Origin of the sequence: Shimazuella alba (assembly GCF_009831235.1) — a bacterium.
GTDB lineage: Bacteria > Bacillota > Bacilli > Thermoactinomycetales > Thermoactinomycetaceae > Shimazuella > Shimazuella alba.
Map to the genome: position 1 here is coordinate 71,616 of NZ_WUUL01000015.1, position 9,004 is coordinate 80,619.

The following is a 9,004-nucleotide window of genomic DNA, read 5'->3' on the forward strand; positions in this document are numbered from 1 at the left end:
AGATTGGATGAAAGCTTTAAAACAAGTTTCCCCTTTTTCGAGTAGTGGTGCTGAAAAAGCGAAACGAACAGTATTTGCACGGTTGCAACAAGACAAAAGCCTTCGAAAATTTATGCAAGAACATCCAGATATTCCTCTTTCCACCTATTGGCGTTCCCTTCCCAATGTGGGACAGTATGTAACAGAAAAAACAGCCTGTGAAACTTGTAGAGGGCTACAAGGATGTAAAAATCTCATTGCTGGTCATACTCCAGAGTTATTGGAGTATAATGGGTTTCTTGATCTACAGATGAAACCTTGCCGCTATCAGTTAGCAGAGGAAGAATTAAAACGACGAAAATCCCTTATCCGCTGTCAGCAAATCCCTTCTGATATTCGAGAGGCAACCTTTGAAACCTTTACACTTGAATCCAAACGTGCAAAAGCATTTCAAGCGGCCCTACATTTCTGTATCCCTTTCCGCGAAGGAAAACCAACAAAAGGCCTTTATCTTTATGGGCCATTTGGTGTAGGAAAAAGTTATCTAGCTGGGGCAATCATGAATGAGCTTGTCTTCTATGGTGTATCCACCCTCATGATTCACACATCAGCACTTTTTTCCGAAATGAAAGATGCGATCTCGCAAAGCGGACAGGTTATTACAGAAAAATTAGAAGCAATAAAAACAGCACCTCTACTTATATTAGATGACATTGGTGCCGAATCTTTAACACCTTGGATACGAGATGATATATTGGGTGTCATCTTGCAATACCGCATGACAGAAAAACTACCTATTATTTTTACTTCTAACCTAACCTTAGAAGAATTAGAGGAATACTTCTCCTACACTCCAAAAGGAGGAGACGAACCACTAAAAGGGCAACGAATCATGGAGCGGATCAAACACTTTGTCCAACCAATCTATGTAAATGGTATCAACCGCAGAAGTATAAATAATCCGTAAACGATAAAAAGCTAACAATCGACTTGTTAGCTTTTTTATGTAAATCTAAAAGAAACGGCTCCCCATCACTACCAAAAATAAAATGATGAGAACAAATAACAGTACAAAATAAAAATTTTTGCCCAACCATCTTATCATTTCTCTCCAACCTCTTTCTAACATTTAAAATTTAGTTTATATTATGAAGAGATTTTTAATCGCATCTGTGTTATCCCTTGTCTTCACTATTTATGTATTTATCTCGCTAGCATTTGCTTATCGTTTATATAAGATTGTTACGAATTCACCAGGAAATTATATTTATGTTCGGGATTATCTTTCCTCTTGAACTTGCAAAGTGATCGGCAAAGTATATGCTGGACAGATAGCTACTATCGTTGCTATCCAACAGGTTCCACCGTAAGCGGTTACTTTGTCACCAGGAATATATAAAAAGAGATCTATCTTGATAAAGATCATGCAGAATTTTTATCTATGGATATGGTATCTCTACATTGGTTCTGATAACGGAACTGGGCTCCCCTGTCGTTAACTATCACATACTGGTAAGAAAAAGGCAACTCCCTATGGTGGTAATCGAAATAAGAAGTTTAATATAAAATTTGATAATTTGTATTTTTAAGAAAATGGATCGTGACTTTTGTATATGATCCTTTTTTCGATTGAATCGACAAATCATGCCCTAGTTTAAGTGCCATTTTCTTTGCAAGGTAAAGCCCCATACCGGTGGACTTGGAATAGCTCCTTCCTATGTAACCTGTAAAGCCTTTTTCAAAGACTCGCTGGATATCTTCTTCATTGATCCCAATACCATTATCCTCAATCATCAGTCGTTTTTCTTTGCGGTCTTCCTCTACGGTGAACGAAATCGTTCCACCTTCTTTTGAATATTTCAATGCATTAGCAACGATTTGGTCGATGATAAAACCAAGCCATTTGACATCTGTACGAACCAATTGTTGAGTGTGATTTTGATGAAAGTGAATTTGTTTATGAATAAAGATTTTAGCGTATTTTTTTACACTCGCCTTAATCACTTTATCCAAAGGTTGTTCCGTGATGAAATAATCTTTTGAGAAAGAATCGATGCGTGAGTAGTAGAGGGCTTGTTCAACATAATTATCAATTTTATTCAATTCATCTTCCAGTTTATCAACCAGATCATCGAGTTGTTTGCCATTTTTATTCTCCATGAGCAATCTGCTTGCCGTAATTGGTAGCTTTACTTCATGAATCCAAGACATAATAAATTCCTGATGATCTTTTTTCTCGTCATACAATTTTTGTAACCTCGAACTATAGTATTGATTCAACTTTTTTAACAGTTCCAAACTTATCTGTTGTTGATGATTTTGTGATTCGGGAGCAGCCTCAAGAATTTGTTCTTGATTGATGTGCGTTACTTCATGCAATTTTTGGTAGTAGGATTTACGATATACATATCCAAGAAAAATGTACATCGTCGCAAAAAAAAGACAAATAGAGTTCATATAAATAATATTAGAGAAGGCGTTTTGTGGATTAACAGAAACAATGATCATCAACGAAATGAAAGTTATCGTGACTATGTACAAGATCAAAAAATACTTTTTATCTTTGATATATTGAATGAGAGTCATAGGATCAAATAACCTTGTCCTTTCTTGGTTACAATCCAATTTTTCTTTCCGATAGAATCTAGTTTTTTTCTTAAACGAACCATATTGACAGATAACGTATTTTCATCAATAAAACTTTCGTCGTCCCAAAGACTACGCATCATATTTTTTCTTGATATAACTGTACCTTTTTGTTTCATGAGAATCTTTAAAATAATGGATTCCGTTTTGGTTAGTACAGAAGTTTGACCTTCATAACGGATTGTTCCATCTTCTAAGTTAAAAATAACTCCATCATGGTCCAATTTATTTATTTGAACATCCATATAAGAATACGATCTGCGGAGAAGTGCATTTATTTTTGCTATTAGTACATCCGTATGAAATGGTTTTTGAACATAATCATCCCCGCCTATATTCATTGACATCACCATATCCATTGGTGTGTTTCTGGAAGAGAGGAAGATCATTGGTACGTTTGAGATTTCTCTAATTTTTTGACACCAATAAAAGCCATCAAATGTAGGCAGATTGATATCCATCAAGACAAGATGGGGGTTACTTTGCTTAAAATCCTGTAGAATGAGTTCATAATTGATAACTTTTATGGTTTCAAATCCCCATCTAATTAAGGATTCTTCTACTAAATCCCGGATTACTGGATCATCCTCTACAATCATTATTTTCATTTCACTGCCTCCTTTAGTGGAGCTCAAATCAGTTGACTAAGATTCATTGTAAAGGCTATCCCTTTAACTTACAACTTTTGGCTTCATTTCTAAAAGTGACAAGAATGTAAGATTAAAATATTGAACTGTAAGCCAAAGTAAAAATTTAATCGCCTACAATGATGGTGTGAAAATAATTCAATTGGAGCGAAGATAGATGGAAACAGTAGTTAAAGCGACAAATGTAAAAAAAGTATATGGTTTAAAAGGCAGTATTTATACAGCTTTAGATGATATCAATCTAACTATTGAAACAGGCGAATTTGTAGGAATTATGGGTCCCTCGGGATCTGGTAAATCAACTCTGCTTAACGTTTTGTCTACTATTGATCATCCAACATCTGGGGATATTTTTATTGATAATACAAACTTGGCACAAATGAATGAAGATCAACTATCTGCATTTCGACGCGATAAACTCGGTTTTATCTTTCAAGACTATAACTTGTTAGATACGTTAACCGTAAGGGAAAATATTTTGCTCCCTCTTGCTCTTGCAAAAATAAAAGCGAGAGATTTGAATCAAAAGGCAGATAAAATTGCGGAGCAGTTTTTTATTGACTCCATATTAGATAAATATCCTTATCAAATTTCTGGAGGACAGAAACAACGTACAGCAGTCTGTCGTGCTATTATAACCAATCCAAGCCTTCTGTTAGCTGATGAGCCTACTGGTGCTTTGGATTCCAGATCTGCAACGGATTTATTGGAGTGTCTGAAAGAGTTAAATGAAACAGATAAAACAACCATTTTAATGGTTACCCATGATGCTTTTGCCGCAAGTTACTGTAAAAGAGTTTTATTCATTAAAGATGGCACTATTTTTACAGAGCTTGTAAAAGGAAACACATCGAGAAAAAACTTCTTTAAGAAGATATTGGATACGTTAAGTGTTTTAGGAGGAAATGGAAATGACTTTGTTTGATATTACAAAGAAAAATATCAAAGGTAATTTCAAAAACTATTTGATATATTTCATTTCTATGTTCATGTGTGTAGTTATTTATTACACATTTGTTTCTTTGCAGTACAGTACAAAAATCGCGGATTCGATAGAATCTTCCCAAAATATGCAAATGATTTTTATGATTGCATCTATTGTTTTGATTTTGTTTGTTTTGGTTTTCATCATGTACTCGAATAATTTTTTTACACGAAAACGAAAAAAAGAGATCGGGTTATATTCTTTACTAGGTCTTCCCAAAAAAACGATTGGGAGAATGCTTTTTTATGAAAATCTGTTCATAGGTGGCATTGTGTTGGTAGCAGGGATTGCGATCGGGACCTTGTTTTCCAAAATGTTTACCATGATTTTAATAAAGCTATTAGGTACAGAATTAGAAATCGGGATGACATTTTCTTTGTCAGCTCTTGTCCATACTTTGATTGTATTTCTAACGATCATCTTTTTTACATCCATACAAGGATATCGATTGATTTACAAATTCAAATTAATTGAACTGTTTCGCTCTGATCAAGAAGGGGAATTAGAGCCTAAAGCTTCTATCATTTCAGCAATACTAGCAGTTATATTCCTTGTTGTGGGATATGGATTTGCCTTTAGAAACTTTTCCACTAGTGAAGAAATTATGGTCAATCTGATCATCATGACTATTGGGGTTATTGTTGGCACGATTCTCTTGTTTGATTCGTTAATCATTGTATTATTAAAAGCGATCAAAAAAAAGACAAGTTATTACTACAAAGGTATGAATTTGATCAGTATTTCAAATTTGGTTTATCGCATTAAAGGTAATGCTCGTACGTTAAGTGTGATTACTTTATTATCTGCCACTGCTTTATGTGCTTTCAGTGTTGGTTTTGGGATGTATCATAGTTTTGAACAATCAGCTAAGCAAAGTTCGCCTTTTAGCTATATGTTTGTTTCTCAAAGTGAATCTTTTAATAAAAAAATAGATACTATCATTCAAGATGATAAAGAACATCCCATTAAAGCGAAGCTGACACTTCCTGTCATAAAAGTTGCTGGGGAAGCAAGCAGCTCAAAGGTATTATCCGACAGAGATAAGCAAGAAGACGACAAGCCTATAAAAATCATTTCCATGAAAGATTATAACAAAGCCGCTGATGTGTTAGGATTAAATCCTGTCCAGGAAATAGATGATAAGCATGCCATTGCGATTCGTCCCATGTACACAGACTATACATTTGCTGATGTGTATCAAGGAAATATACTTAAAGTTGACTTACCCAAAGGGGAGGATAAAACTTTTGAATTTGCAGGAATGACTCCAGACAGAGTGATCAATTGGAGTTATCCAGACATAATGATAATAGTCAATAACAAAATGTACGATAAAATCAAAACTCAAGTTCCCCCCATTCATTATATGGGATATATGGTACAGGGACAGACGACAACCAAACAAACAGCTAATACGCTGGCGGGTGTAAGGACTCCAGAATCGAATTTGCTTACTTTTTACTCTGAGTATCGTGTTGGGATTGAAGGAGCTGCCTTCAATGTGTTTATTTTAGGATTTCTTGGTTTGGTTTTTGTTATGGCAACTGGGAGCATTATTTATTTTAAACAATTAACAGAAGCGACAAGTGATAAGTTTCGGTACGATATTTTAAGGAAAATAGGAGTTAGCAGACAAGCGATAAACAATGGAATAGTAAAACAAATTGCATTTATTTTCATCGTTCCATTGGTTGTTGCTCTTGTTCACTATCTCGTAATCTTGGGCTTACTGAAACGATTGTTTAGCGCTATGGCGAGTAGCGACATACTGCCTCCTATCTTAGTCTGTGTGATCGTGTTTGTTACCATTTACATCATCTACTATGTGCTGACGGTAAACTCCATCAGCAAAACAGTTAATAAAAAGTCTTCTCCATTAATCAGGAGAGTTTCACTTGCTATTGTGGCATGTATCGTTGCCATGGCAGGGATATTTCTTTGGTTCAATCCTCCAACCTCAAATGATGATAAAATGACTGTAACGGAGAAAATAAAGTTAGAACTGCCAAAGCCAACAGGTAAATATTTAGTTGGCAGAGTAGACATGCATTTAGTTGATAAAAAACGTGTTGATCCATGGGTGAAAAATACATCAAGAGAACTCATGATCAGCATATGGTACCCTGCGCAGCAAAAGAGTAAAACAAAAGCTCTGTACATGGAGAAAAAGGCAGCAAAATATTTTGATGAAAAGTCTATTTCTTCCATTGGAGTGGATTCGGGGTTAATTGATTTGTCAGCCACTGCCACAAACGCATGGAAAGATGCACCTGTGGCAATGAATAATAAAAAACTGCCAGTTGTGATCTACTCACCAGGAGGGTCTATTCCGAGGAATTTTGGAACTGTCCTTGTAGAAGAGCTGGTGAGCAGAGGTTATATAGTGGTTACCGTTGACCACCCATACGAAACATCAGTAGTTGAGTTTCCTGACGGTCGTTTGGTAACAGAAAAATTGCCATCTGTGAGTGCAGAGACAATTTTGAAAATGATGGATGTAAGGGTAAAAGATATTCGATTTGTCCTTAATCAATTGGAATACTTCCAAAAAGGCAACAATCCAGATCATGAAAAGCGCAATTTGCCAGCTGGACTTAACAAAGTATTGGATTTATCTCGAATCGGCATCTTTGGACATTCTGCTGGAGGAGCAACATCAGCACAATCCATGTATGAGGATCGCAGACTCGATGCGGGAATCGACATGGATGGAACAATGGGGCATGTGCCTGATCATCTATTACCAGTAGCACAAAACGGTTTGAAATCTCCTTTTATGCTGATGCATGTTGGATACACGAAGGATGGCAAGGTTGATTCTCATCTGCCTAACAAGGATCGGAATTCTTTTTGGAAACAATCTACTGGATGGAAATTTGATCTTGCGATTCCTAAAGGAGGGCACTTCTCCTATACAGATTATCAAGTGCTTCTTCCTCAAATCAGTCAAAAACTAAGTGTTTCTTCCAAAGTGATGGAAAAAAGTATTGGAAATGTTGATTCAGAAAAAGCAATTGCAGCACAAAAAGCCTATATTTCAGCGTTCTTTGATCAGCATTTAAAAGGTATCTCTCAGCCAATTTTTAAATCTCCATCACCATTTAAGGAAGTTGATCTTATAAAATAGGCAGATATAAACATCGCATGGAAGCAATTGAACTCGTTGAATACAAAAGAGCCTTTGTGCTCTTTTTTCATTTTGTAATAACAATCCTTGTTTTCTATCGCGTACTAACATCTAAATGGGTCGTGAGAAGAACAATCAAACATTCTTCTCACGATGTAGTCACATCTTCCTACCTGCTGTTTGATACGCCGACAAGAAAGCAGCAGGAAGCTTCAATTTGGCCAAAGCATTTTGGTTTGTTTTCAGTTCATCGATCGTTTCCCAAGCAAGGTAGTCCAGCTCCCATACCCGAAGAAGAAAACCAATTATTTCTTTTTTACATTTGTCTGGCAAACCTGTGTCAGAAAACAAGGTACCAATCAGTCTCTGGCGATTGGGCCTTTTATAAACGTTCGAGTCTCTTGTCTGATTAATGATATTCCAAATGATTGCTTTCTCAAGCAAAGAGACTTCTAGCTTTAGATCAGAAATCCCAATCTTGAGCTCGCTCATCATTTGAAAAATAAGAATCAGATTACCTCGTTCCCTTTGTGAAATACAAGGATCATCGACAATCGAATATGCCGGAAATTGTTCTATCACCTGCTGCAAAACAGGGGTAGGAGAAGGATACAAGCGGAAAAGCGATTTCTTTGGATCAGTAGTTATCTGATCCATTTCTACAAAGCGGAAGTTTTTCTGCATAAATTCTCCTATTTGGAGATGTGACTACTTACAGGAACCTTTATTATATCAATTGTGAATAAATTTTTGTGTAGTAATAAGAAGAGAATTGGCAGTTCGTCAATCGATAATTTTAGCTCCTTTTGATAAGCAAACATCATTTGTTCTCTCAGTCTTAACCGCTTATAAATGTGGAAGACTTCTGACACCAATTATGTTAAAATAACAATAATTCTATCCCGTCTCGCCAGAATAGGCTAGAGATATGACTGACACCAGCAAGAACGACGTTACTGCTCAGGAGATCATCGAGGCTGTTGCCATGATGACCCCTTTCCAGCTCCACCACTGGTGTTCCCGCAAGCGTGCCACAGCAGTGGTGCGCAAGTACAACGACATCCTGTGGGACCTCAAACTGGAGGCACTGGGGGTCTGTGCTGCGAACCACACCTGGTTGGAGCAGACTAAGGACCCGAGTGGCAAACCGGGCCCTCACAAGGTGCGAGGGCAGGAGATGTTCGAGCTGTTCCTCATCTTCCAAGAGGTTTTCAACTCCGAGCAGCAGAATCTCTCCAAGGAGCAGATGGAGTATCTGCAGACATGGACCAACACCCTGGAAAATCTTCTGAAGGACAGTGTCCACCACCTCTGGAGCGACACAGCGGGAGTGATCGACATCGAATCTGTCTACGGTGCCCTGCTGGACACCTGCACCAAGGCGATCCAGAGTATCACCCCCGAGTCCAAGCGGCTTTGGTGGGACATCCTCGAAGTTCTGGAGAGTATTGCTGGAATGGCCTGCACCAACACTAATCTTGCAATCAACCTCCTCAGAAATTGCTCTCGCATGCTCCTGAAGCATTGACGTTGTTCTGTGGGGTGGTAGGACTATGTCCTGCCACCCCACTCCACTAGAAACTAATATAATAATAAATGAAGGTATCCAAAGGATACCTT

7 protein-coding genes are annotated in these 9,004 nt (G+C 37.2%); 4 read left to right on the top strand and 3 right to left on the bottom strand.

The window, feature by feature from the left end; translation table 11 throughout:
- Positions 1-7: 7 nt before the first annotated feature.
- On the top strand, positions 8-946 hold the full coding sequence (gene dnaI, locus GSM42_RS17870; RefSeq protein WP_160802907.1) for a primosomal protein DnaI: 939 nt from the start codon (positions 8-10) through the stop codon (positions 944-946).
- Between the two features lie 590 nt (positions 947-1,536).
- Here dnaI and GSM42_RS17875 read toward each other — a convergent pair.
- Together GSM42_RS17875 and GSM42_RS17880 are read right to left on the bottom strand one after the other, a co-directional pair.
- A complete protein-coding gene (locus GSM42_RS17875; protein WP_160802908.1) occupies positions 1,537-2,565 on the bottom strand; it encodes a sensor histidine kinase in 1,029 nt (342 codons plus the stop codon).
- Positions 2,562-3,233, bottom strand: coding sequence for a response regulator transcription factor (locus tag GSM42_RS17880; RefSeq protein WP_160802909.1), 672 nt, complete (start codon positions 3,231-3,233; stop codon positions 2,562-2,564). The genes GSM42_RS17875 and GSM42_RS17880 overlap by 4 nt, the downstream gene beginning before the upstream one ends.
- Positions 3,234-3,429: 196 nt before the next feature.
- Between GSM42_RS17880 and GSM42_RS17885 the strand changes: the two genes are divergently transcribed.
- Both GSM42_RS17885 and GSM42_RS17890 read left to right on the top strand, forming a co-directional pair.
- Entirely contained in the window at positions 3,430-4,197 is a 768-nt protein-coding gene (locus tag GSM42_RS17885; protein ID WP_160802910.1) for an ABC transporter ATP-binding protein, read from the top strand.
- Positions 4,184-7,384, top strand: coding sequence for an alpha/beta hydrolase (locus tag GSM42_RS17890; protein ID WP_160802911.1), 3,201 nt, complete (start codon positions 4,184-4,186; stop codon positions 7,382-7,384). The genes GSM42_RS17885 and GSM42_RS17890 overlap by 14 nt, the downstream gene beginning before the upstream one ends.
- A 159-nt stretch (positions 7,385-7,543) precedes the next feature.
- Here GSM42_RS17890 and GSM42_RS17895 read toward each other — a convergent pair whose 3' ends face one another.
- Complete coding sequence (locus GSM42_RS17895) at positions 7,544-8,068, bottom strand: hypothetical protein (protein WP_160802912.1); 525 nt, start codon at positions 8,066-8,068, stop codon at positions 7,544-7,546.
- A gap of 244 nt (positions 8,069-8,312) precedes the next feature.
- Here GSM42_RS17895 and GSM42_RS17900 point away from each other — a divergent pair, with 244 nt between their 5' ends.
- Positions 8,313-8,912: a hypothetical protein gene (locus GSM42_RS17900; RefSeq protein WP_160802913.1), complete on the top strand. Its 600-nt coding sequence runs from the start codon at positions 8,313-8,315 to the stop codon at positions 8,910-8,912.
- The last annotated feature ends 92 nt before the right edge of the window (positions 8,913-9,004 follow it).